This window comes from Pseudoalteromonas sp. THAF3, assembly GCF_009363775.1.
In the GTDB taxonomy this organism is placed as follows: domain Bacteria; phylum Pseudomonadota; class Gammaproteobacteria; order Enterobacterales; family Alteromonadaceae; genus Pseudoalteromonas; species Pseudoalteromonas ruthenica.
In genome coordinates this window covers 1,964,402-1,987,191 of sequence record NZ_CP045418.1, presented here as the reverse complement: position 1 = coordinate 1,987,191, position 22,790 = coordinate 1,964,402, and the positions used below count along the sequence as shown (strand labels likewise).

16 protein-coding genes and 1 other RNA gene are annotated in these 22,790 nt (G+C 45.6%); 11 read left to right on the top strand and 6 right to left on the bottom strand.

Annotated features, from left to right (window positions below):
• Nucleotides 1-222: 222 nt before the first annotated feature.
• Both ffs and FIU82_RS09145 read left to right on the top strand, forming a co-directional pair.
• An RNA gene (gene ffs, locus FIU82_RS09150) (signal recognition particle sRNA small type) lies at nucleotides 223-319 on the top strand.
• A 758-nt stretch (nucleotides 320-1,077) separates the two neighbouring features.
• A complete protein-coding gene (locus tag FIU82_RS09145) occupies nucleotides 1,078-1,938 on the top strand; it encodes a DUF417 family protein (RefSeq protein ID WP_152440912.1) in 861 nt (286 codons plus the stop codon).
• Here FIU82_RS09145 and FIU82_RS09140 read toward each other — a convergent pair.
• The 3 genes from FIU82_RS09140 to FIU82_RS09130 all read right to left on the bottom strand — a co-directional run bounded on the left by FIU82_RS09140 (nucleotide 1,935) and on the right by FIU82_RS09130 (nucleotide 5,022).
• Nucleotides 1,935-2,903 (bottom strand): sensor domain-containing diguanylate cyclase, encoded by a 969-nt coding sequence (locus FIU82_RS09140; RefSeq protein WP_152440911.1) that lies wholly within the window; start codon nucleotides 2,901-2,903, stop codon nucleotides 1,935-1,937. The genes FIU82_RS09145 and FIU82_RS09140 overlap by 4 nt on opposite strands.
• Before the next feature lie 233 nt (nucleotides 2,904-3,136).
• On the bottom strand, nucleotides 3,137-3,961 hold the full coding sequence (locus FIU82_RS09135; RefSeq protein WP_152440910.1) for a DUF4437 domain-containing protein: 825 nt from the start codon (nucleotides 3,959-3,961) through the stop codon (nucleotides 3,137-3,139).
• Nucleotides 3,962-4,035: 74 nt separating this feature from the next.
• Nucleotides 4,036-5,022 carry a zinc-dependent alcohol dehydrogenase family protein gene (locus tag FIU82_RS09130; protein ID WP_152440909.1) on the bottom strand — a complete coding sequence of 329 codons (987 nt, stop codon included), beginning with the start codon at nucleotides 5,020-5,022 and terminating at the stop codon, nucleotides 4,036-4,038.
• Nucleotides 5,023-5,128: 106 nt separating this feature from the next.
• Between FIU82_RS09130 and FIU82_RS09125 the strand changes: the two genes are divergently transcribed.
• Genes FIU82_RS09125 through FIU82_RS09115 form a run of 3 tightly spaced genes read left to right on the top strand, consistent with a single transcriptional unit; the run spans nucleotide 5,129 to nucleotide 7,725 of the window.
• The gene (locus FIU82_RS09125) at nucleotides 5,129-6,031 is read left to right on the top strand and encodes a LysR family transcriptional regulator (RefSeq protein WP_138509059.1); all 903 of its coding nucleotides are present in this window, start codon (nucleotides 5,129-5,131) and stop codon (nucleotides 6,029-6,031) included.
• A gap of 44 nt (nucleotides 6,032-6,075) precedes the next feature.
• On the top strand, nucleotides 6,076-6,699 hold the full coding sequence (locus FIU82_RS09120) for a TetR/AcrR family transcriptional regulator (RefSeq protein WP_216651813.1): 624 nt from the start codon (nucleotides 6,076-6,078) through the stop codon (nucleotides 6,697-6,699).
• Nucleotides 6,700-6,744: 45 nt separating this feature from the next.
• On the top strand, nucleotides 6,745-7,725 hold the full coding sequence (locus tag FIU82_RS09115) for an MDR family oxidoreductase (RefSeq protein WP_138509016.1): 981 nt from the start codon (nucleotides 6,745-6,747) through the stop codon (nucleotides 7,723-7,725).
• A 163-nt stretch (nucleotides 7,726-7,888) separates the two neighbouring features.
• On the opposite strand, the gene hmpA is transcribed toward FIU82_RS09115, so the two are convergent.
• The 3 genes from hmpA to FIU82_RS09100 are packed head-to-tail and all read right to left on the bottom strand — an operon-like array spanning nucleotide 7,889 to nucleotide 10,555.
• Complete coding sequence (hmpA, locus tag FIU82_RS09110) at nucleotides 7,889-9,070, bottom strand: NO-inducible flavohemoprotein (protein WP_152440908.1); 1,182 nt, start codon at nucleotides 9,068-9,070, stop codon at nucleotides 7,889-7,891.
• A 15-nt stretch (nucleotides 9,071-9,085) separates the two neighbouring features.
• Entirely contained in the window at nucleotides 9,086-10,282 is a 1,197-nt protein-coding gene (locus FIU82_RS09105; RefSeq protein WP_152440907.1) for an NnrS family protein, read from the bottom strand.
• Nucleotides 10,283-10,555 carry a hypothetical protein gene (locus tag FIU82_RS09100; protein WP_152440906.1) on the bottom strand — a complete coding sequence of 91 codons (273 nt, stop codon included), beginning with the start codon at nucleotides 10,553-10,555 and terminating at the stop codon, nucleotides 10,283-10,285.
• A 174-nt stretch (nucleotides 10,556-10,729) separates the two neighbouring features.
• On the opposite strand from FIU82_RS09100, the gene norR reads away from it, so the two are divergent.
• The 6 genes from norR (at nucleotide 10,730) to FIU82_RS09070 (ending at nucleotide 22,734) form a co-directional block, all read left to right on the top strand.
• On the top strand, nucleotides 10,730-12,352 hold the full coding sequence (norR, locus tag FIU82_RS09095) for a nitric oxide reductase transcriptional regulator NorR (RefSeq protein WP_152440905.1): 1,623 nt from the start codon (nucleotides 10,730-10,732) through the stop codon (nucleotides 12,350-12,352).
• 219 nt (nucleotides 12,353-12,571) lie between these two features.
• Nucleotides 12,572-14,683: an EAL domain-containing protein gene (locus FIU82_RS09090; protein WP_152440904.1), complete on the top strand. Its 2,112-nt coding sequence runs from the start codon at nucleotides 12,572-12,574 to the stop codon at nucleotides 14,681-14,683.
• The gene (locus tag FIU82_RS09085; RefSeq protein ID WP_152440903.1) at nucleotides 14,674-15,591 is read left to right on the top strand and encodes a diguanylate cyclase; all 918 of its coding nucleotides are present in this window, start codon (nucleotides 14,674-14,676) and stop codon (nucleotides 15,589-15,591) included. The genes FIU82_RS09090 and FIU82_RS09085 overlap by 10 nt, the downstream gene beginning before the upstream one ends.
• 84 nt (nucleotides 15,592-15,675) lie before the next feature.
• Nucleotides 15,676-16,944 carry a PotD/PotF family extracellular solute-binding protein gene (locus tag FIU82_RS09080; RefSeq protein ID WP_152440902.1) on the top strand — a complete coding sequence of 423 codons (1,269 nt, stop codon included), beginning with the start codon at nucleotides 15,676-15,678 and terminating at the stop codon, nucleotides 16,942-16,944.
• A gap of 9 nt (nucleotides 16,945-16,953) precedes the next feature.
• Nucleotides 16,954-19,245: an ATP-binding protein gene (locus FIU82_RS09075; RefSeq protein WP_152440901.1), complete on the top strand. Its 2,292-nt coding sequence runs from the start codon at nucleotides 16,954-16,956 to the stop codon at nucleotides 19,243-19,245.
• Between the two features lie 12 nt (nucleotides 19,246-19,257).
• Nucleotides 19,258-22,734 (top strand): ATP-binding protein, encoded by a 3,477-nt coding sequence (locus FIU82_RS09070; RefSeq protein WP_152440900.1) that lies wholly within the window; start codon nucleotides 19,258-19,260, stop codon nucleotides 22,732-22,734.
• The last annotated feature ends 56 nt before the right edge of the window (nucleotides 22,735-22,790 follow it).

Below are 22,790 nucleotides of genomic sequence, written 5' to 3'. Positions count from 1 at the left end.
AAAATGTGTACACTTTTGTTTCCAAAATGTGTAAGTGAAAGGTTATAGCTTCGCGTTGGGTTAGCGAGTTACAAAAGTGGAGCAGGGCTAAAGTGATGCGTATTACTGCGAAATGGTCAGTTACTAGGCAGTTGGTAGTAAATAGTAGGATTTTCCTTGAATCCCAGTAGTAAAGTCGCGATAATCCCTCCTGCGCCCAACAAAGGCCCTCAATGGTAGCCTTATTGGTCCTCTCGCAACACTAGCAGGTGAATCTGGTCAGGCCCGGAAGGGAGCAGCCACAGCGTGTGACGTGTGTGCCGAGATGTGGCTGGTAAGGCTGCCACCCAAATTTCCCCCTTGTTGTTTGAAGTATAAGTTGACAAATTTGAAGTTAAAGTTGACATAAATTTGAACAATAAGTTGTCATAGCCTATTTTTTAGTCAGTGTGCTAAAAAAACACTTAAGTACTGACGCAAACTCAAATACTCTAAAGTAAAAAACTTTTTAAATTTGCTAGTCAAAAGAACAAGGCTTGTTGTCTTATCAAATTGCTCTGTGAGCGCTCAGTCTGCTTCCTCGATCCGTATCACCGTTAATCAGCCAAGATAACTGGATTTGTGCGGCGCTAATAATGAAAATCAACGGCGCTTATTCAGGGTAACCTAAAAGCTCAAGAATCAAATATTAATCATGAAGATGTTCGTCCACACACCCCCACATTAACGCTTTGAAACTACCTAGAAAAATGCAGCTGAGGATGGTGTACGCATCGTTTGGCGGTGTGCTTAGCCAACGAGCGTTGAGTAAATAATTATCAGGCACGCGAAAAGTCACTAGTACGAAAGCGATGGGCTGTCAGAGTGACTTATGGCGTTTGATGGTGGATATGTGGTTTCGATGCCCTAAAAGTAGCGCTTAAATCCACTAGATGCATATCCTCGAGCATGACACCTACTATTTAAAGTAGGAATTTTTCTACTTATCAAAGGTTTTAAGAAAACACCTAAAGAGCTGAGTTATTTATAGAAATTTAAGAGTGAGATTTTTTACTGCTTGGTTGGGTCTATTGAGCTTTCCATGCAGTGAGATAAAAAATGAATTTAAAGTACACGAACTTGATAGTACTCATTTTGATGAGTTTCAGCCTTCTAATACTAGGGCTGTCCTTTACGCTGGGAGCTAACCCTGCAGCAGTTAAGGAGTTTTCAACATTTTATAATGTGACTGGTTTGATCCCAACAAGGACGTTAGGGTTTGTCTTTGGGATTGGCTTATGCTTTATGGCTATGAGCTTTTTACTGACTTATATGGAGGTGATGGATACAAAGGTATCGTTTTTATTGGTTACCATCGTTTGTGTTTTCGTGCTTTTGACTCTAGTGTCACCAAGTCGATGGTTAGCCTCTGAAGGTGGGTTCCCGGTTATTGGCTCTGGGCAGGGAATTATCAAATATTTTGCGATACTGCCAGTTTTCACATTTTTGTTTTATAAAGATAAATTCAAAGATAATTGCCACACTGCTTTAAATTATCTGCCTGTTGCAATGGTGTTGTTTTGGATTGGAGGCGTGAAGTTTATGGAGTTTGAGGCTAAAGCAATTGTAAAACTGGTTGAGACCTCTCCTTTTATGTCTTGGATGTACGAAGTGTTTAGTGTTCAAATGGCCTCTAACGTTATAGGTTTTTTCGACATCACTTTTGCCTTTCTTTTGGGTGTAGGCATTATTTTTCGTCAGCAAAGGCTAATTCTACTCAGCGTGTTGGCTTGCTTTTCAGTTTTCTTGATGACTCAAACGTTTATGTTTAGCGCAGAAGCTGCACTGAGCGACGAAACTTTACTGAATCGGCTAGGACAGTTTGTAATAAAAGATCTATGGTTCATAGCCAACCTTGTGATAGTGCTTCACCTCACAACCAGTAATGAGGGCAAGGTGTTTATGGCGAAGAGAGCCTAACTAGCTTTATCTTTACACGAGTACATTTGCTGATCTGCAATGTGTATGAAATCCCTTAAATTGGCATTTTGGCTGGGAGCAATCTCCGCTCCCCCCGCTGAAAAACAAATCTCGGGGGCCCCTAAATTGTCACACTCGCTATTTTGTTTATCATTTATGCGCTGTATGAATTCTTTTTGTGCGACCTGGTCATCACTGTTAAGCATTACGACAAATTCGTCGCCTCCCCAACGGCACAATAAGTCGGACTCTCTAGTGCAAGACTTTAGGATATGGGCGAAGCGCTGCAATACCTGATCTCCGGCTTCATGCCCTAAAGTATCATTGATGGACTTAAAGTTGTTTAAATCTATGAAAAGCAGCTGTGCGTTTCTATTGAGCCGACAGGACAGGGCAGTAAACTTGTCAAAGGCTTCCTCGAAACCACGGCGGTTATAGATGCCAGTGAGTGGATCAAGACGGCTTTCAACTTTCAATTCATTCTCTTTATATATATGCGCTAAATCGCTATTAATGACGTCTCTCATTAGCTCAAAAACATCGAATAAATGCTGCTTGTAGTCGGTGGGAGCCGTATCCATAACACACAAGGTGCCAAAGCTTCTGCCATCAGGCCACTGTATTGGATATCCCAAGTAGGAGACGTAATTATCTTTGGTATATTCGGGGTTGTCATTCCATTGGTCGGTTGTTGAAGTGTCTTTAACATACATTGGTGTATTACTTTGCACCACATGATGACAATAAACATTGACTTCTTTGCTAGCTGAACCACCAGGAGAGTAATGGGTTGTTGGTAACTCCGAAGCCACTAACACCTCAATGCCTTTGGTTGAAGCTTGGTTGATAAAAGCCACCGGGGAATTGAATAGTGCAGCGACCGTGTTTACTAGTTTTTGCCATCGCATCCATTCAACATCTTCTATCGCTAAATCATGAAGCGATTTATAAGGATACCCTGACATACTTACTCCTCAAGGCTAGATTGACTACGAAATTATAGTTCAATTTAAGCGGTTGTCATTAAAGTAGTTCATCGAGTGGATAGCTGGTTTGCGTTGGCAATGCTAATTTATCTGTATTACTGCGTAAGTAACGCCTTAGACTATGTTTGGTCATCACCACTGATAAGGCAAGTCGCCAGTAACAAGCAAACTTGCCTTTTGTTTACGGAACTGAAAGTGCAGTTAATAAACCCTTATACTTTTATCACCTTAAATACGTCGTTGGTGCGGATGTACAGGACCGTTTCTGATTGAGTGGTAAAGCGGTGGTCGGTAACGCCTTCAGAGCTAAAAAGGCTGCCTGCTTTAAGAGAAGTTGTGGTGTTTTGGCCTTCGTACTCGATATTTCCTTTGATGACGACGGCTTTAAATTGTGAAGACTCACTCTTTAAGTTAACAGATGTATTTGCGGCCACTTTCAAGAAATACCCGGTCATTGCAGTGCCTGAACTGCTTTGCCATAGTTTTGACAAGGCGATTCCGGAGCCTGACAACATTTTTGATTGATGAGAATCAACCCATGCTATATTTGACCAATGAAGATTGAGGGGTTGCTCTTTTGTAGCAAATTGCTGTTGCGGCGGTTTGACTAAGTAAGGACCCTCGTCTATCTCCAAGTAAATCATATTTTCAGCGCTGTTCGCAGCGGTTATATGATTTGAGCCTGCCGGCTGAGTCCAGAATGAACCTGTGGTCATCCAGTTCGGCTGCGCTGTAGGATCGTCATTGTGCAGACTACCACTAATAACCACCGCACGATACGCGACATTATGAATATGTGGGGGAGATGAAAAATCAGGCTTGAACTTTACCAGCATGCCTGTGGCACCTGACGTTGTTCTATCACCCCATAGATTGAGCGCTTTTGGGCTATTCTCACCACGTAAAGGGTTTAGGTACCCCCATTCAATCTTGTTATCAAACGGCTTTACAAAGGTCGACTGCGCCTCGTCAGCGTTTACAAAGTGGCTACTAAGTATTACCAAGCTTATAAATGAAAGCCTTAAAGTGAGTAGCATAAGATTCTCCTAAAGTGTGAGTGTGAGGAGCTTTCCCAGTTGGCTCCTCACAGAAAATTGAAGATACCGAAAAACTACAGCGTCACCACAACTTTACCTGTTGCTTTACCGCTTTCCAGCCGTTGATGAGCTTGACCAATTTGCTCAAGGGTATAACGCGATTCATCCAAGACTGGTTTTAATTTTTTACTATCAACCAACTCTGCCAACCGCGCCAATATCACTCCATGCTCGCTGCGACCAGTGTTATGAAGCATTGGAATAAGCATGAACACTACATGCAGTGACAAGCCTTTAAAGTGAACCATGTTTAAGTCTAAGTTGAGCATGGAAACGGTGGATACGACATGTGCGTTAAGCGCCGCAGCTTCGAAAGAGTTTAGGAGGTTCTCGCCACCCACCGAATCGAACACCACGTCAAATCCCTTGTCCTTGGTATATTGCTGCGTGTAACTGGCAACGGACTCTGTTTTGTAGTTAATAGGGGTTGCTCCAAGCTGCTCTATTAACTCAAGTTGGCGCTCCCCTCCGCCTGTTGAGTATACTTCTGCTCCAAAGTGGCGAGCTAGTTGCAGTGCAATGTGGCCAACGCCTCCAGAGCCGCCATGGACTAGCACTTTTTGGCCTTGCTTTACGTTGGCGCGAATAAGCCCTTCATATGCTGTTATCCCCACTAGTGGAATTGCAGCGGCTTCCTCCATAGATGCTGTTTTAGGTTTGATGGCGACTAAATCAGCATCCGCAACAATATATTCAGCGAGAGTGCCTGGAAGGTCAGCTAAACCGCCTGCACAACCGTAAACTTCATCCCCCACTTTAAATGACTGAACGCCTTCACCAACTGCTTCAACCACTCCTGCAAAATCCATCCCTAAAAGGGCTGGAGCCGAAGGAGATAAAGGCAGATCAGCGCCCATTTGACGGATCATCGTATCCACTGTATTGACGCTAGTGGCCGCAATTTTCACAAGTACATGGCCTTTTTTCACTTCCGGCTTTGTGAGTTCTGTTAGCTCGAATACATCCGGACTTCCGAATTTATTTACAATCATAGCTTTCATAACGTGACCTATTGTCGATTTGATTGGAACGTTTTTTAGTCTAATTGCTGTGTTTTCATTTGAAAATTGCTATTTTAAAAGAATCAGTTTTTTGATTTTATTGAAAATGAATTTAGATCACTTAAAACTATTTATTCGCGCCGCACACACGTACAACATCAGTCAAGCAGGTAAGGAGTTAGGCTTAAGTCCCGCTGTTGCCAGTGCACATATTTCTAAACTTGAAAAAGATTTAGGAATACGATTGCTACACCGTACAACACGCAAGGTATCCCTTACTGAGGATGGCCATGCCTTTGTCCGTTATGCAGAGGACGTGATTGATAGTATCGAGGCTGCTAAAGCATCTGTGGGAATCGGCAATGCGAGTCCTCGGGGGACATTGCGCATTGCCGCTCCAGCTTCATTTGGCAGAATGCATTTGCTTCCGGCAATACCAAAATTTCTGACTAAATATCCACAAGTTTCGATTGACCTAAAATTATCCGACACGATTATCGATCTTGTAGAAGGGGGGTTTGACATTGCTATTCGCAATGCTGAAATGACTGACTCAAGCCTCATCGCGCGGAAATTGGCAGCAGACACTAGAGTAATATGCGCCGCCCCAGATTACCTATCCGAACATGGTCTCCCCACGACCCCCAGCGATTTGTATGAGCATAACTGCATTACGCTAAATAATGTCGACCGTTGGTCTTTTCTTGGCCCTGAAGGTCAGATAAACATCAAAGCAAAAGGAAACTTCTCGACAGATAATGGTGAGGCTATTCGTGATGCCTGTATCGCAGGTCTTGGGATTACCATTAACTCACGATGGAGTGCCTATAAGGAACTCGCCTCAGGAAAGCTAGTAGAGCTCCTTCCAGAGTATCCACTTGTTTCCGATACGGCAATATGGGCGGTATATCCGAGCTCGCGCCAACTGGCGCCTAAAGTGCGAAGCCTTATAGATTATTTGATCGAATATTTTGGTTCCGTTCCTTACTGGGATAAATACGGGTCTTGATTTTTATAGACGATCAGTCTATTTTTTTGATTATGAGTACAAATATGAAACCAAAGCGTCCACGAGGGCGCCCGGCAAAGGTCTTGGGCGAGCATAACGATACCCGTCGTAGGTTACTTCATGCCGGAGTTGAGGTGTTGACGGAAGCTGGCTATTCGAGTATTGGAATAGAAACCATACTAAAGAGAGAGGGGATCCCGAAAGGATCATTTTATCACTACTTTGATAGTAAGGAGGCTTTCGGTAAGGCTGTTATAGAGAGCTACAATCAATTTTTTAAAAAAAAGTTAGCAAAGCATTTGCAATCCGATGAACATAAGCCGCTCAGTGGTTTTCACGCATTTGTCGCAGATGCTATGTCCGGAATTGAGAAATATAAATTTCGCCGAGGCTGCCTTATCGGTAATCTTGGCCAAGAGCTTAGTACTTTGCCTACCAGCTTTGGTGATCAGTTAACTGATGTATTCACTCAGTGGAGTTATCTATTAGCAGAGTATCTTAAAGCAGAACAAGATAAGGGCAATGTCTACAGTTCCATAGACTGCACTTATCACAGTAAGCTATTTTGGATAGGTTGGGAGGGGGCAATTCTTCATACTAAGCTTCAAAAGGATGTTGAGCCAATCAGAATGTTTGTAGATTTTTACCTAAGCGGTTTAAAAGCGTAATTTTTTTTATATTTTTATAGACGATCGGTCTAATTTGGAGGTTTTATGTTTAACGCTTTAGTCATAGACAAAAACGGTGAGCAAACAACGGCGCTAAAATCCGTTGACCAATCACTATTACATGAGGGCGATGTTGTCATTGATATCGCCTATTCGACCCTAAATTACAAAGATGCCTTGGCTATTTGCCATAAACCGGGTGTCGTAAAGCAATGGCCAATGATCCCAGGTATCGACTTCGCAGGGGTTGTCAAAAGCTCATCTCATAGTCGTTTCAAGGCGGGAGATGCGGTACTTCTCAATGGGTATGGTGTTGGGGAAAAGCATACCGGTGGCCTTGCCCAGCAAGCTCGTGTTAACGGCGATTGGCTGGTTCCACTGCCAGAAAATCTAAGCCTTAAGCAATCAATGGCTATTGGAACCGCTGGATACACATCTATGCTATGTGTTTTAGCCCTAGAGAAGCAAGGTGTTACTCCTGAGTCAGGGCCTATATTAGTAACCGGAGCTGCAGGAGGAGTGGGCTCGATAGCAATCTCAATCTTAAGTAAGCTGGGTTACAACGTAACTGCTGTTTCAGGGCGTTTAGAACAAGAAAGTTACCTCCGTAATCTAGGAGCGAATGCAGTTTTGCCGCGTTGCGAATTTGAAGGTGAGGCGAAACCACTCTCCAAGGAAAAGTATGCAGGTGTTGTAGATGTTGCAGGCTCAAACATATTGGCCAATGCTATTGCTCAAACTCAATACGGTGGAGTAGTAACAGCTTGTGGATTGGCTGCAGGCATGGACTTGCCTACAAGTGTAGCCCCTTTTATTTTAAGAGGCGTTAAACTCATTGGTATTGATAGCGTCATGGCACCAATGGAGCAACGCTTAGAAGCTTGGCAGCGTCTAACGGTCGACTTGGAACTGTCGATGCTCGATGATGTGATACAGTGCATCCCTTTAAGTGGTGTGCAAGAGGTAGCACAGCAGTTACTGCATGGCCAAGTGCGAGGTCGGGTTATTGTCGATGTTAATGCGTAATATTTTGTATCTGGTTGCGAGAGACTCGCTTTAGTTTGGCAATATTAAGGAACTTCAAATAGCCGCCGGGAGTATTGATAATTTTGATTTATCTCCCAACCTTCGTCATCAGTGGCCCAAAGCAGTGCGTGGTAACTGCCAGCGAGCCACTGTGCATTAATGACTAAAGCTCAGCGTGGGGGCCAAACACTTCGTAATGTATACGATGATCACTCACCCCCATTGCGATTAAGTGGGTTTTTACAAACTTCATAAAGGCCAGCGGACCACATACGTAAAAGTCACCATTGTCGATGGGCAGTGTGATAGCACAGAAGTTCATGAAGCCGTTAAATGTATTTACCATGTCGCCTGGCTCGTGGTTATACCAGGTCGCATGTTGCCAGTGGTGATCAGCGCATAGCGTTGCGGTGCGCTGAGCGAACGAGTGTTGAGCACGGGTCTCGCAGGCATGGAGATAGGTTACAGGGAAGGGGTAATTACGTGCGGCTAGGGTTTCTAACATGGCTTGCATGGGCGTTACGCCTACGCCTGCAGAAATTAAAACCACAGGGGCTTGTCGGTCTTGCCAGAAAAAATCTCCCGTTGGCGCATGTAAGTCAACGATGTCGCCAAGTTTAAGATGATCATGTAAGAAGTTCGACATGACTCCTGTATGTTCACCCACCTCACGCTTGACCGAAATGCGGTAACTTTTGCCATTTGCTGTGCTCGATAGCGAGTATTGGCGGATTTCGGTGTGGGCCGAAGTAGAGGGCTTAAGCTCGATAGCAATGTATTGCCCGGGTTTGAAGTCCATCACTGCTTGCTGATCAACGGGCTCGAACGTAAAGCTGGTGACCAGCTGTGATTCCTTTACCTTGTGAGTCAAGCTAAAGGCGCGCTTGCCGCGCCAGCCACCGCTTGCTTGCTCGCGAGCTGTATACAGAGCCTGCTCACGCTGAGTAAACAGTTGCGCCAACACCGCATAGGCAGCGCGCCAAGCCTGCTCAACCTCACAACTAAAGTGGTCACCTAGCAGCTCGCGCATGGTTTCAATTAAGTGATGGCCAATGATGTGGTAATCATCAGGCTGTATGTTAAAGCTCACATGCTTGTTAGCAATACGCTCCACAGCGTGCTTGAGTACAGCGACATTATCAAGGTTGTTAGCATAGGCTATTATAGCTTCAAATAGTGCCACTTTCTGGCGTCCTGAATGTTGATTACTTAAGTTAAATACGTCTTTTAATTCAGGGTTATGGGTAAACATTCGTTGATAAAAATGATCGGTCACTGTCGTCCCTGCTGCACTTATTAAGGGCAGCGTTGATTTAACCGTATTGATGTGGTGTGAAGATAACATGCATACTCCGCAAAGTTATTGGCGCGGTGCACTGAGCACCGGCCAGTAGGTGAAAAAGAAAATCGTAAATGAGGCAATCCAAAGCGCGGCGCTCAAGGCCCAGCCTACAAATGCATGGCCAGTCAACGTCAGAGTAAAGCGCAGCAATGTAGCCCCAACCAAGCATATAAAAGCGGCTGTGATCTGGGGTTTAACGTTGAGTTTGCGCCCTGTGTGCCCTAACGAGACGCGACTTATCATCGCGAGGATCATCAAACCAATGGCTCCGAGGGTGATTAGGTGCAGGGCGTTGCTAAAGAGTAATGTGTCGATGTAGTAACTCAGACCCAGCGCAATAAGCCCGAGCCCCATAAAAGCGTATGCGCTATGCAGCGACCACAGCAAAGGAATGGTGAAGGTACTTAAGCTAGACCACGGTTTCATACGAATAAGGTGCACGCACCCTGTGCCTATCAACAATATGGCTGGGGAAAAGGGCAATAATTCGAAGTGGCTGGTGATAAACACAACTAGGCAAGTGATCGTGAGTGGCAGCTGTATTTTCTCTGCCCATATCATCGGTGTTTGGGCATCAATATTTGCACCGCGAGCCGTAAAAAAGGGGATCACCCGGCCGCCAACGACCCCAATGAGAAGCGTAAACAGCAATACAGCTGAGCGGATAAGGTGCAACGCGATTAAATGCTCACCCATGAGCGCGAGCACCAAGGTGGCTGCGTTTAGTGTCGCCAGTGCCATTAGCATGGGCACGAAAAGGTAGTTGCGTACATTGCCCGCGCTGAAAACGATACGCGTAAAGGTGAACACAATGGCGGCCCACCATAAAAGCGACATAATTAACGCGGCGATAATAGTGGTGTGCGTGTTAGTAAATACCAGTATACGAGTACACACCCAAAGTAACAGTAAAGCTGCCACGGGGAGGCCCGTTATACTGGGCAACCCTGTCCATGTTTGCACCGCCGTCATTATAAAACCAACGGCGATGAGCGCTGCAAAACCAAAGATCATTTCATGACTGTGCCACAGCACGGCTGGCAATATTGGTTGCGGTAAAGTGATGAGCCCGGCCAGCATCGCTGCCCATAAAGCAATAGCTGTCGCCGCAAATAGCGCGCCAGTTAAGAAAAATGAGCGAAACGCTAATTGCCAAAACGGATGGTGAAAGCCATTTTGTTTATTGTCGGGCGTGTTGGGTTCTTGTATTTGCATTTAAAATACCCTGTAGCCCAAGCCATAAACGCCGACACAACGCACCACATACGCCAACTTAAAGATTGCCGCGAACACTATGGTGCCGATATGGGCAGTTATCTGAATGGAGATGGGTAAATATGAGTCGAAATAAAAGCTCATTAATAGGCTGCAAATAACGAGGCCAAGTGACAACACCATGCTCCAGTTAGCAGCAATAATGCATTTTTGAAAGCTTAACTGTGCCCCCTCAAGTGCATGATTAGTGGGAAGAACAAACTGCGAGTACATAGGCGCTCCTACAAATGAATCTATTGGAGCTATATCAAAACTAGTGCCATCTTTTTAACTTGTTGATAAATATAAGTTATCTAATGAATTGGATTGTTTTTGTGTCATTAAGACATACTTGTTATGCGTGTCTTAATGACTACAATGGAGTTAAAATGATTTCGGGCCACGTATATGAACCGCCTTACCGACAACCAACTTTTGGAATTATCCATCACCCTCGCGCAGAGCGTCGCCAGTCAACAGCGCTTTGATGAATTGCTCAGTGCCATTCGTAAAGTGATCACCTGCGATGCCATCATGTTACTGGCTCACAAAGGCGACTATTTACAGCCTCTGGCTCATCAAGGGCTGAGCCATGAAATACTTGGGCGTCGCTTTGTTATTGCTGAGCACCCTCGGTTTGTTGCGATTTGTCAGTCCTTAACAGCTACGCGTTTCCCCGCAGAGTGTGAACTGGCTGACCCATATGATGGCTTACTCACGGCTATGGAGGGCGACTTACCTGTGCATGCGTGTATGGGGATCCCGCTGTATTTCCAAAATCAGCTACTTGGTGTATTAACGTTGGATAGTCTATCTCCAGGGGTGTTTGATTCACTTTCGGAGCGCTCATTGGCGTTAATTGCATCCATGGCCTCGGTGAGCTTACATACGGCACTGACTGTTGATTTGCTTGAGGCCAATGTCAGCCATTCACAAGAAGTATTGCGTGCTCTGAGCGAACCCAGTGCCTCAGGCTGTCCGGCGGAAATCATTGGCCAAAGCCCCTGTATTGATAAACTTAAAAATGAAATTTCCTTGGTGGCCCCATCCAATTACTCGGTACTTATTGAAGGCGAAAGCGGCACAGGTAAGGAGCTGGTGGCGCACAGTGTGCATCAGCAATCAAGTCGGGGTGACCAAGCGCTTATTTATGTCAATTGCGCGGCGCTGCCAGAGAACTTGGTAGAGAGCGAATTATTTGGTCATATTAAAGGTGCGTTTACCGGGGCTGAGCGCAAACGAGCGGGTAAGTTTGTCATTGCCAGCGGTGGCACCTTGTTTTTAGATGAGGTGGGGGAGTTACCCTTAGCTGCGCAAAGTAAGCTTTTACGGGCGTTACAAAGTAATGAGGTTCAACCTGTTGGCCAAGATGAAGTGATAAAGGTGGATGTGCGTGTTATTGCCGCCACTAATCGTGATTTAAAAGCTGAGGTGGAAAGCGGGCGCTTTCGCAGCGACTTGTATCACCGCCTCAACGTATACCCATTAAAAGTGCCGCCTTTACGTGAGCGTATGGCAGACATCCCACTATTGGCTGGTTTCTTTATCGAGCGTGCAAGGCGAAAACTCGGTGTAAACCAGCTGAAAATTTCCCCAGCGCTTTTAGACAGACTCGCCCAGTATACTTGGCCGGGCAATGTTCGCGAGTTTGAGCACTTATTGAACCGCGCAGCATTAAAGGCCTGTGCCAAAGTACCAATACACAGCCGCCATGATAGCCTGGTGACCTTGACGCTCGGCGACTGCGATGAACTGCACGAGACAACGCAAAGAAAATCAGACCCGCTAAACACCGAGGAGAACACGCAAACGCCACTTCTATCAGATATAACGCCTGACTCCATGACGATAAAGGAACCGATTAATTTGCGCCAGGCTGTGGATGATTACCAACGCCAGATAGTCAAACGTGCCTTACAGGCTCATCAAGGCAACTGGAGCCGAACAGCCAAGCATTTAGGTGTTGATCGCGCTAACTTAATTCGTCTGGCTAAGCGTTTGCAAATACACGTTGAGAAAGTCGTGTTTTGAAAAAGGCGATGATTGACTTCGGGGTTCCCAGCTAAAGAGCGGTCACTACTTAAATGCTCATTAAAGAAAACGCTGTTTCGAAGAGGTTTGCTTAGTGTGACAGCATAATTAAGCAATAAAGTAGACGCTGCACCCATGACTAAACTCGTTTTGTGGTGTCGCTTTTCAAAATGTTTAACGCTATCTTTATTGAGCGTCTTGTTTGTTGTGAGAGTGTAAATGACCGATTTAAGTAAAGTTCTCGTGATTGACGATGAGCCCATTGATACCCTTCAGTTGGAGCATGCGTTGGCAGGGGTAGGTGAAGTTCAATCATGTAACGAGAGCAGTGGAGCGATGGCGCTTATTGCCGATTTTAAGCCAGATATTTTGTTGCTCGATTTAGAAATGCCCACCATGAGTGGTTTTGACTTACTGGCCCAAATTCAACGCCAGCCCTCATTCAGTGCGCTGCGCATTATAGTTATCACTGCGCACAACGACCCGGAAATCGAAGAGCGCGCACTCGCGCTGGGTGCAATCGACTTTATCTCCAAGCCTTTGAATCTTACGTTATGTCGTATGCGAGTAGAGAACCATGCCAAAGTGCGTGCACAAGAGCGAGCATTGGAAAAGACACAAAGGTTACTTGCGGCAGAAAAAGAGCATCTGCGCATTACCCTAGACTCTATCGCGGATGGCGTAATTTCGACCGATGAGCATGCCTGTATCACCTACCTGAACCCGGTCGCACAACGTTTGACTGGTTGGTCGCAAACCGCTGCTAAGGGACGACATATTGAAGAGGTGATGAAGCTAAGGGATGCCTCAACGAAAGAAGCGTCTATTAATCCTTTGACCGTGGCATTAAAAGAAAACAGGCCTGTGGCCATGGCAATAAATACTCAACTGGTCAGTAAACAAGGGCTGGAGTACCGCGTGGAGGACAGTGCTGCGCCAATCCTTGACGAGCAACGCCAACAGCGTGGTGCCGTGATGGTGTTTCAGGACGTGAGTGAAACCCTCGCTATGTCAGTGCAAATGACCTACCTCGCTCATCATGATCAGCTCACCGCACTGCCTAATCGAGTACTGTTGCATGACCGGCTTACACAAGGCATTGCCAGAGCTTCAGCTGGCAACCGTAAAGTAAGCTTAATGCTGCTTGATTTAGATAACTTTAAATATATAAATGACGCCATGGGCCATCACATTGGCGATGAAATTATCGCGCATGTTGGCCACAGTCTTGACCGCTTTGCCTGTAGTGATATTACTGTCGCTCGTGTCGGCGGCGATGAGTTTGCTTTGGTGGTGCCGCAAGAGAAAAGTTCGTTCGGGTTGGAGGGTTTAATTAGCCAGTTGCTAGATGTCATCGCTAAGCCTTTTCGGTTGGGAGGCGAGCAACATAACTTGAGTGCCAGTGTGGGTATCAGCGTCTATCCAGACGATGCCTCCAGTGTTGAAGAAATGCTTCGTCATGCCGACTCAGCTATGTATAAGGCGAAACAAGCAGGGGCGAATAGTTACTGTTATTTCAGCGATGATTTACAACACGAAATGAACCAACGCTTAGCTGTCGGCTATACGCTTCGTGAAGCACTGGAGCAAAACGCGTTAGAAGTTCACTATCAGCCTAAATTTGACTTACATACCAATGACATTATCGGAGCAGAGGGGTTAGTGCGATTAAGAGACGCAGATGGCAAGTTAATATCACCAGCTCAGTTTATTGAATATGCTGAAGAGTCAGGCTTGATTTATCGTCTTGGTGAACAGGTTCTAGAGCAATGCTGCCGTGACGCCAAAGCATGGCTCGATGCTGGGCATGCGCAGAAAGTAGCGGTTAATATTTCGGCAAAGCAGTTTTCTGACTCTGCGCTGGTCGATACCGTTGCCGCTATACTTGAGAAAACTCAGCTGCCGAGTCGATATTTAGAGCTCGAGGTTACTGAATCTGCCCTTATAGACAGTTACGAGCAAACGGCCACTCAACTACAATCTATTGCCGATATGGGCGTAAGCATTGCTCTTGATGACTTTGGTACCGGCTACTCAAGCCTTTCTTATCTAAGGCTTTTCCCCCTGAATGTATTGAAAATAGACCAATCTTTTGTGCGAGATATGCTGGCAGAGCCCCAAGCGTTAGATATTGTGACGGCTATCATAGACCTAGCAAATTCGCTAGGCTTGGAAATTGTCGCAGAGGGCATTGAAACCGAACCGCAAGCCAAAAAGCTCCGTTCTTTGGGGTGCGGCATTGGCCAAGGGTATTTACTGGCTAAACCCATGGTATCTGTGTCATTGTCACAGTTATTAGAGCAACAAGCAGCAGGAACGCTATGCACCTAGATATAAAACCGTTTTCCCAGTGTAAAGTGCTGGTGGTCGACGATGATGAAATTGCGCGGCTAACCTTAGAAGCAATGTTGGAAGAGTACTTTGATGTCACTACATTGAGTGATAGTTCCCAAGTTTTAGCGCACTGCGCTGCTGAGGTACCCGATTTAATTCTACTCGACGTCAATATGCCCCATATTAGCGGCTTAGAGGTCTGTAAAGAACTAAAACAAAGCGCTTTGCTTGAACAAGTGCCCGTGGTCTTTGTGACTGGCACCTATGACACCCAATCGCAAAATGCATGCTGGGAGGCGGGAGCCAGTGATTTTATCGGAAAACCCGTTGCGGCCTCAACGCTAATTCACCGAACGCAAAATCACCTTGAAAATAAGTTGAGACTGGAAGCTCTCATTAAGCTCACATATAAAGACTCTTTGACAGGACTTTACAATCGTCATTACTTAGATGAGGAAGTCGTGAACTCATTGCGTCAATCTATACGTGAATGTAAACCTTTTAGTGTACTGATGGTCGATATTGACCACTTTAAGCAATATAACGACCACTATGGCCACCCTCAAGGCGATGAATGCCTTAAGCAAGTTGCGCAGGTGTTGCATCAGAGCCTGCGCAGACCCCATGATGTGGCGGTACGCTTTGGCGGTGAGGAGTTCCTAGTGATCATGCCCTATACGGATGCAAGTGGTTGCGAGTATATTTGCAAGCAAATAATGAATAATTTAAGCGCAGCTAATCTTAAACATGACTATTCGCCGTTTGCGCAGGTGACCGTTAGTATTGGTGCTACAACCAGTAATCAGAGCGCTGAAGTAGCCCTTGAAACACTGATAGCAGATGCAGATCAAGCCCTTTACGAGGCTAAACGAGCGGGTCGAAATCGGTATCAGTGTCTAGCTTAAGTACAGCCAAGCAAGAAGAAATTTTTTCTAATTTAAGGGCTTAGTCTACACTTTGTAGCAAACTTAACGACAGGAATCCGGTTAATGAGCTACTCTCCCACACGTCGGCGATTTTTACGTACCCTAGGTCAGGGAGCAGCGGTATCAACGCTTGCTCTCAAAGCGCCCTATGTCTTCGCAAAGAAAAAAGTCACCCTCAGGGTCATGGGCACACATGTGACCTTACAAGAAGAGCTACGCCAACGGGCGATGCGCGAGTTGGGTATTCACTTAGTGTTTGCCCCTATGGGCAGTGCGGCACTGTTACAAAAAGCAGCGGCAGACCCAAGCTCGTTTGATGTATACGAGCAATGGTCAGACTCTATTAATATTTTATGGCAAGCAGGCGCGATACAACCCATTGACGTTGATAGGTTAACTTACTGGGATGAAATTAATAACCTAACAAAAACGGGGCAACTGACCAAAAACGCACGAGTGGGGGCGGGGGATGCGCCCAATAAAATCTTGTATGTGCAGGATGATGGCCAGTTAGGGCCGCAGGCCACAGACAAAGTTAGCTTTATGCCTTACGTGCACAATGTTGACTCCTTTGGCTATAACACTCAGCACATTGCTAAAGGCCGGGCTTATGAAACTGAGTCTTGGTCATGGCTTTTGGATGAGCAAAACAAAGGTAAAGTGGCGCTTGTGAATGCACCAACCATCGGTATTTTCGATGCTGCTTTGGCAGTACAGGGTCAGGGGCTCATGACATTTAAAGACATGGGTAATATGTCCATTGCTGAAATTGATAAGCTTTTCAGTATTTTGCTTGCTAAAAAGCGCCAAGGTCATTTCTCTGGCTTCTGGACCTCTGTACCCCAGTCGGTCGATTTTATGAAAACGAACCGAGTGCACATACAAAGCATGTTTTCACCGGGGGTGAGCGCCTGCCGAGGGCAAGGAATCCCTGTGGTCTATGCAGCGCCTAAGGAAGGCTACCGGGCCTGGCATGGGGTCATGTGTTTATCAGCACACACCACTGGAGCTGTTAAAGACGCAGCGTATGAGTATATGAATTGGTGGTTATCAGGTTACCCAGGGGCCTTTATTGCACGCCAAGGCTACTATATTTCTAACCCCCAACGTAGTCAGCCATTGATGTCCAAAGCAGAGTGGCAATATTGGTATGAGGGGAATGAAGCCAGTATGGATTTGCGTGGCACTGATGGCAAGGTATCGGTCCAGGCTGGGCAAATACGTAACGGTGGCAGTTACACAAAACGTTTTTCTAATGTTGCGGTGTGGAATACGGTGATGCCAAATTACGACTATAGCCTTGATAAATGGTATGAATTACTCAATGCGTAAGGATAGGTGGTGATTGAATTCATATCTCGCTCCGTTGCCGCGAAAATGACACTGGCACTGGCCCTAGTAGTTGCTACGCTCGTTGCTAGTTACCTTGTAATGGACCGCAGGCTACAGAGTATAGAACGCTCTGTTGATGATATTACCGACATTAGCAATCATGCCATCGGTATTTTGCGTATTAATAAAGACATTGTTGAAATGCAGCGCGATATTTCGGTATATGGGGCCTCTGGGAGTATCGCCGTATTTGAAAAAATAGAGCAAAACTACCGCAGTATTCAGCAGCGCCTTGATACCCTCAACGACGTCAGTGTAGCGCCTAGCGAGCAACCCTACATTGATGCAATGAACGATTTGGTTGAACGCTATGGTAACAACCTCAAGGTGTTGACTAAACGCTATACCATCCGCAGTTCACTGATTGATGACGACTTACCAAGAATTTATCAAGGTGCCATCGACCGTCTAGAAGGTCTCAAAAAATTAACCACTAATACCGACGAGCGTTTACGTATCACGGAAACGATTAATTCATGGCACCGCTTGCACTATAACGCTCGACTGTTTTTAACAAAAAAGGACTATGCTAAGCGTCAAGAGGTCAGACAAATTATTACCTCCCTTTTAGTGTTCGAGCGCAATCTCAGTGCACCCTTAGTGAACAAGTATCCTGAATTGGTAGGGTCAATTGTGCCGTTGGTAAAAGAGTACCAGAGCGTATTTAATAAAAGCGTGCAGGCCAACCGCAACTACTTTACTTTAGTTAATGTAGTGATGGCAGGGGATGCCATTGAATTTAGCGCCCTAGCAGATACGTTAAGAGAGCAATCACTAGAAAGGTTGCAGCAAATCAAGCATACGGCAGAGTCCAGTGTTTCGAATACGACTCATATTCTTAACTTTTTAGGGGGGGCGGCAGCACTCTATGTCGTCGTTCTAGCGCTGTTTTTCCACTTTCATATTGCCAAAGCGGTGCGCCGACTGACCAATAGCTTTCGTTGCTTTTTACAAGGAGATTTATCTGCACCGATTACTGACACTGAACGCAAGGATGAAATTGGCGTGTTGGCTGGCGCTGCCAACCGTTTTCGCGAACTCAGCAAGGAGTTTATTGTTGCTAAGCAGGCAGCTGAGCGCACGAGCAAGGTGAAGTCAGAGTTTTTAGCCAATATGAGCCATGAAATTCGCACGCCTATGAATGGTATTCTCGGTATGGCAAGGCAGCTTAGTAACACGACATTAAGCACTGAACAAAAACGTATGCTGGGTATGATTCGCTCTTCTGGCACTAGTTTGCTGGTGATCATTAACGACATCCTCGATTTGAGCAAAATTGAGGCCGGAAAAATTGAACTCGACTGTCAACCTGTCGCACTTACCTCCCTTCTTGAGGAGCTTCGTCATCTTTTTACTGAACAAACTGAGGCCAAAGGTGTTCAGTTATTTATTAGCGCAACACAGAGCGACAATGAGCTTATCTTTGACGCAGATGAGACCCGCTTAAAGCAAGTACTCATGAATTTATTGGGCAATGCCGTGAAATTTACCGAAAAAGGCAGTGTGGCTTTGAACGTGACCATGAGCCAGCAAAAAGGCGATGAGCTAACATTGCTGTTTAGTGTCGCAGATACAGGGATTGGCATAGCACCAGAGCATATCAACTCGCTTTTTGAAGCCTTTTCTCAAGCTGATACATCCATTACTCGGCGCTTTGGCGGCACGGGCTTGGGGCTGACTATTACCAGCAAACTATTGGCACTAATGGGAAGCGCTTTAAAGGTGGAAAGTGAGCTTGGTCAAGGGTCCCATTTTTACTTCGAGCTCAGCACTCAAGTGAGTGCGTACAAGCAACAGACCGACGTAAGCTTGCAAGAACAGAATACCCACACGCAAGACTTCTCAACACTGAGCGTGCTAGTTGTCGAGGATAATGAAGTTAATCAAATGGTGACAGAGGCGCTACTTAATGAATTCGGGATATCGGCTATTAGTATAGCAAGCGACGGGGAGCAAGCGATTGCCATGTGTGAGACTGGAGCCTATGACATTATCTTTATGGATATGCAAATGCCTGTGCTTGATGGCCCGCAGGCGACGCGAGTGATTAAAACGTTGCCCAATTACGGCTCAGTCCCAGTGATTGCGCTAACGGCCAATGTGCTATCGGCAGACCGACAACGCTGCTTTGATGCGGGGATGGATGATTTTCTTACTAAGCCTATTGAGTATCAGTATCTAGAACGCGTATTAATGACTTGGTGTGTGATGTGTACAGCTCCGAAAAATGTAATTAGCTAGTGGAGAGCGATAATGAAGTTACTTAGCAATAAACGTATAAACAAACTAACATCGCGCACGTTCGTTGCCGTTATCTTGACTTCTTTTATTCTCTCGCTATGTTCTGCCATTTTGATATTTGAAGGGAATGTTAAAGGAAATACGCTAAAGCAGATACGCGTTGACCTGGAGGAAACTGCGGAGCGACTCAAAGAAGTGGTGACCAAATCCGTTGCTAACTATAAGGCCGATCTACGTTTTTTACATTCTACGCCGCCGATTGCAGGCTTGCCGCAAGCACATTATAACAATGGCAAGGACCCCGCCGATGGTACAACCTATTCACAGTGGAGAGAGCAGCTTGAAACCATTTTTATTGGCTTTATGGAGAACAACCTTGCTGTTGAACAACTACGAGTAATTAGTATAAGCGCTGAGGGCAAGGAGTTGGTGCGCGTACAACGCCGAGGTGCTTCTGTAGAAGCTGTACCGGAGCATGCTTTGCAAGCTAAGGCTGGCGAAAGATACTTTTTGCCCAGCTCACAGCTGGGGTTGAATCAAATTTATATGTCGCCTTTATCGTTAAATCGAGAATTTGGTGATATATCTTTCCCCTATAAACCCATGTTGCGTTTTGCAATACCTATTTACAGTGAACAAGGTAAGCGGTTTGCGTTTTTGATTATGAATGTCAATGCCAATCAACTTATTTCACAATTGGTGGGGACTACGTTTGATTATTCACATCTAGTGATCACCAGCTCGGAGGGAGACGTTGTTTATCACCCTATCGAGCAGTATCGATTCACTCGTGATTTAGCCCCAGATATAACTTGGTCGTCGCTCTATAGCAGGCCCATCGAGTATCAAGGTATTTACTTCGCAGAGCAACGTTTCCTAGAGCAACAGGGAGTGTATATTTATTCCGCAAAAGTGCAAACCCGTCCCAACAACGAATTTGGATTCGTTAACTTTAATCTACTCACTCCCGAAAGCCATATTCAAGCATTAGTGAACGAAAAACGGCTCTTCACTTACGCTTTCATAGCGATAGTGGTGGTACTTTGCTTAATTATGATGATTACTTTTCACCGTAGCGCCATCCGTAGTCAACTGCTTGCGGACGCTCGCCGTGAGTCCTCAGCGATTGTGGAAGGCTCAATTGATGCCATAGTCGGTATTAATTTAAAAGGGCAGGTAACTAGCTTGAACCATGCCGCTGAACAGCTGTTGTTTGTCACTAGCCAAGCTGGAGTTGGTAAACATTACGAGCAACTATCGCTGCTACAAACACTACCGGTGAAAAAGTATATTACAGATTTGCAAACATCGGAAACACAAATAAAAGATCAGTGCGAAGTGGTTATTGATGAGCGTGCATTATGCTTGGCAGTTTCTGTTAGCCCCGTCGTATCTGAAGCTCAAGATTTAATCGGTATCGCGCTCATTATTCGCGATATCAGTAAAGAAAAAGCGGCAGAGCTGAAAGTTAAACGCCTAAATTCTGAATTAGAGGCCAAGGTTCGACAGCGTACCCAGGCTCTCGCACAAGCTAAAGATGAAGCCCTAAAGAATAGTGATATTAAAAGTGCGTTTATTTCTAACATCAGTCATGAACTACGTACTCCACTTAACGGCGTGATTGGCACGCTCAATATTTTAAAGCGTGAGCCATTGCCCGAGAAGGCAAAAAAGTTAACCGATATGATGGAGCTAAGCGCGTCTAACTTAAGGCTGCTTATAAACGATATTTTAGATTTATCAAAAATAGAAGCCGGAAAGCTCGATTTAACTCCCAAACCTTTTGACCCTGTCTCTTTATTGGAAAGCTTGGTTGAGTCCTGTGCTGCTCGTGCCTATGACAAGGGGTTGGAAGTGTTTATTGATCCCCAGCAGCTGTGCTGCACGCAGGTAGTGGCTGACCCTCTTCGCTTTACGCAAATAGTGAATAACCTTATCAGTAACGCTATTAAGTTTACGGAACAAGGGTATATCCGTGTTATTGCTTCAGGTGATGTCAATGATGGCCAATCATATCGTTTACAGGTAAGTGTGGAAGATAGTGGTATGGGCATTGACGAGCAGGTGCAACCACAGTTATTCAAGGCATTCAGCCAAGCCGATGGCAACATTGCCGCGCGCTATGGGGGAACGGGCCTTGGGTTATCTATTTGCAAGCAATTATGCCAATTAATGGCTGGTGATATTAGTGTGACCAGCCAACAAGGTGAAGGCAGCACGTTTAGCTTTTATATCTCCTTGCCCCTGGAAAGTGTGAGGATGACTCAGAAAATAACTCATTTCGACCAAAAACGCAGCGCTGTGATAAGCCCGAATAAATACACGCAAACGCATATATGTCACTTGATTGAAGGCGAAGGAGGGCTTGTTGACAATGATATAGAACAAGCACCTGGTAGTGCAGAGTACGACTTTATCTTTATTGATGGTGTGGCTTACAGTGCTGAGGAGCTAAGTAAGTTGGTCACCAAGTGGCAGCAAGACTGCCCGCAAGCTCAACTTGTATTGCTACAGCAGCCGGGTACGGGATCGCCAAAAAGCCTCAGTGTTGATGTTGTTACAATCAGTAAGCCATTGACTCACAGCGACTTGTTAAGGCTCATAGGCGCAAAAGAGGTCATACCGCTAACGCGCGGACAAAATGATGCTAATGAGCGTGCTGATGATATCTCAGAGGAGTTAATGCAACGTATTAGTGGTTGTCGAGTGCTGATAGTTGATGATAATGAAATTAATGTTGAAGTGGCGTGCGGCGTATTGAATACTTTGCCAGTAGAGCTTGAGAAAGCATATAACGGCAAACAAGCCATTGATCTGTTGCAAAACAGTGCGCGCGAGGGCAAAGCCATTAACTGTGTGTTGATGGATTGTCAGATGCCTGTTCTCGATGGTTATCAGACTAGCGAGCAAATTCGTGCGGGTGCCGCCGGTTCTGAGTTTACCGATATTCCCATCATTGCGATGACGGCAAATGCCATGATGGGGGAGCGAGAGAAGTGCTTAACAGCGGGCATGAGCGATTATATTAGTAAGCCTATCAACCCAGATGAAGTACTGGAAAAAGTTCTGCACTGGGGGCTATCAAATTATGACAATCATTCTCAGCCCCAGATAGGTGAGCAAGTTAGCAATACTCAAGGCGCCAAACAGCCGCTTTGGGATAGAGACGCGGCGCTCTCTCGGATGCTAAATAAAGAGGTGTTGCTGAATAAAATATGCCGACTGTTCATCAAAACCGCGCCGCAAAAACTGGTTCAACTGCATCAAAGCCTTAGCGATGAAAATCATGAACAGGTGCGTCAAGTGGCGCACTCGTTGAAAGGCCTATGCGGCGAAATTAGTGCAACAAGACTACACCAGCTGCTAGATGAAGTGGAACAGCACGCTGGCAAGGGAAACCTACAAGTGCAGGCTCAAGTGCAGGAAATCGATAATAGTCTGCCTGATCTTATTGCAGATATTGAGCATCATTTAGAAGTGTCTGACTAGATATTGCTGTTAAGGGGCTTGAGCCCACGCAGCGGCAAATGCACCTGCTATAAATA

What these genes read in the sequence shown, in the direction of transcription:
- FIU82_RS09100 (WP_152440906.1), bottom strand. Translation starts at nt 10,555, where the DNA reads ATGTACTCGCAGTTTGTTCTTCCCACTAATCATGCACTTGAGGGGGCA.
- FIU82_RS09115 (WP_138509016.1), top strand. Translation starts at nt 6,745, where the DNA reads ATGTTTAACGCTTTAGTCATAGACAAAAACGGTGAGCAAACAACGGCG.
- FIU82_RS09125 (WP_138509059.1), top strand. Translation starts at nt 5,129, where the DNA reads ATGAATTTAGATCACTTAAAACTATTTATTCGCGCCGCACACACGTAC.
- hmpA (WP_152440908.1), bottom strand. Translation starts at nt 9,070, where the DNA reads ATGTTATCTTCACACCACATCAATACGGTTAAATCAACGCTGCCCTTA.
- FIU82_RS09130 (WP_152440909.1), bottom strand. Translation starts at nt 5,022, where the DNA reads ATGAAAGCTATGATTGTAAATAAATTCGGAAGTCCGGATGTATTCGAG.
- FIU82_RS09085 (WP_152440903.1), top strand. Translation starts at nt 14,674, where the DNA reads ATGCACCTAGATATAAAACCGTTTTCCCAGTGTAAAGTGCTGGTGGTC.
- FIU82_RS09140 (WP_152440911.1), bottom strand. Translation starts at nt 2,903, where the DNA reads ATGTCAGGGTATCCTTATAAATCGCTTCATGATTTAGCGATAGAAGAT.
- FIU82_RS09090 (WP_152440904.1), top strand. Translation starts at nt 12,572, where the DNA reads ATGACCGATTTAAGTAAAGTTCTCGTGATTGACGATGAGCCCATTGAT.
- FIU82_RS09135 (WP_152440910.1), bottom strand. Translation starts at nt 3,961, where the DNA reads ATGCTACTCACTTTAAGGCTTTCATTTATAAGCTTGGTAATACTTAGT.
- norR (WP_152440905.1), top strand. Translation starts at nt 10,730, where the DNA reads ATGAACCGCCTTACCGACAACCAACTTTTGGAATTATCCATCACCCTC.
- FIU82_RS09145 (WP_152440912.1), top strand. Translation starts at nt 1,078, where the DNA reads ATGAATTTAAAGTACACGAACTTGATAGTACTCATTTTGATGAGTTTC.
- FIU82_RS09070 (WP_152440900.1), top strand. Translation starts at nt 19,258, where the DNA reads ATGAAGTTACTTAGCAATAAACGTATAAACAAACTAACATCGCGCACG.
- FIU82_RS09080 (WP_152440902.1), top strand. Translation starts at nt 15,676, where the DNA reads ATGAGCTACTCTCCCACACGTCGGCGATTTTTACGTACCCTAGGTCAG.
- FIU82_RS09120 (WP_216651813.1), top strand. Translation starts at nt 6,076, where the DNA reads ATGAAACCAAAGCGTCCACGAGGGCGCCCGGCAAAGGTCTTGGGCGAG.
- FIU82_RS09105 (WP_152440907.1), bottom strand. Translation starts at nt 10,282, where the DNA reads ATGCAAATACAAGAACCCAACACGCCCGACAATAAACAAAATGGCTTT.